The organism is Mediterranea sp. An20 (assembly GCF_002160055.1).
Classification (GTDB): domain Bacteria; phylum Bacteroidota; class Bacteroidia; order Bacteroidales; family Bacteroidaceae; genus Bacteroides; species Bacteroides avicola.
On sequence record NZ_NFJV01000087.1, the window covers coordinates 1 to 533 of the forward strand.

The 533-nt window shown below is 49.0% G+C and carries 1 protein-coding gene; it reads right to left on the reverse strand.

The genetic code is table 11. The annotated features are described in order from the left end of the window. The coding region (locus tag B5F34_RS17235) for a reverse transcriptase domain-containing protein (RefSeq protein WP_255376987.1) at positions 1-533 on the reverse strand (533 nt) is incomplete at both ends.

Consider the following 533-nt stretch of genomic DNA (forward strand, 5'->3'; position numbering starts at 1 on the left):
GTTAGTTCCTTATCAAGTTCATTAAGCATGATGTTACTTAAAAGGGGACTTAAAGGACCACCTTGGGGAGTACCCTCCCTGCTCGCCTCGAACATGCCATGATTCATTATTCCGCTTCGGAGGTATTTGTGAATAAGACTGACCACTCTTCCATCCTTTATTGTACGGCTCAGAATCTCTATCAGACGACTGTGGCACACTGTGTCGAAGAACCTCTCAAGGTCAAGGTCTACTACATATTTGTAACCTGAATTGACGATGTCTTTCGCGCTGCGCAGAGCAGCATGGCAACCACGTCTGGGACGGAAACCGAAACTGTTCCGGCTAAACTGAGGTTCGTAGATGGAGGTCAGTGCCTGGTTGATGGCTTGCTGTACCAGTCGGTCTACAACGGTCGGTATTCCTAACTGACGCATCTTGCCGTTGTCCTTCGGGATTTCCACTCTAAGGACAGGGTTGGGACGGTAGCTACCGTCCAGCAAAGAGCATATCAGACTTTTCTTGTTGGCGAGAAGCCATGGGAGAAGTTCCTC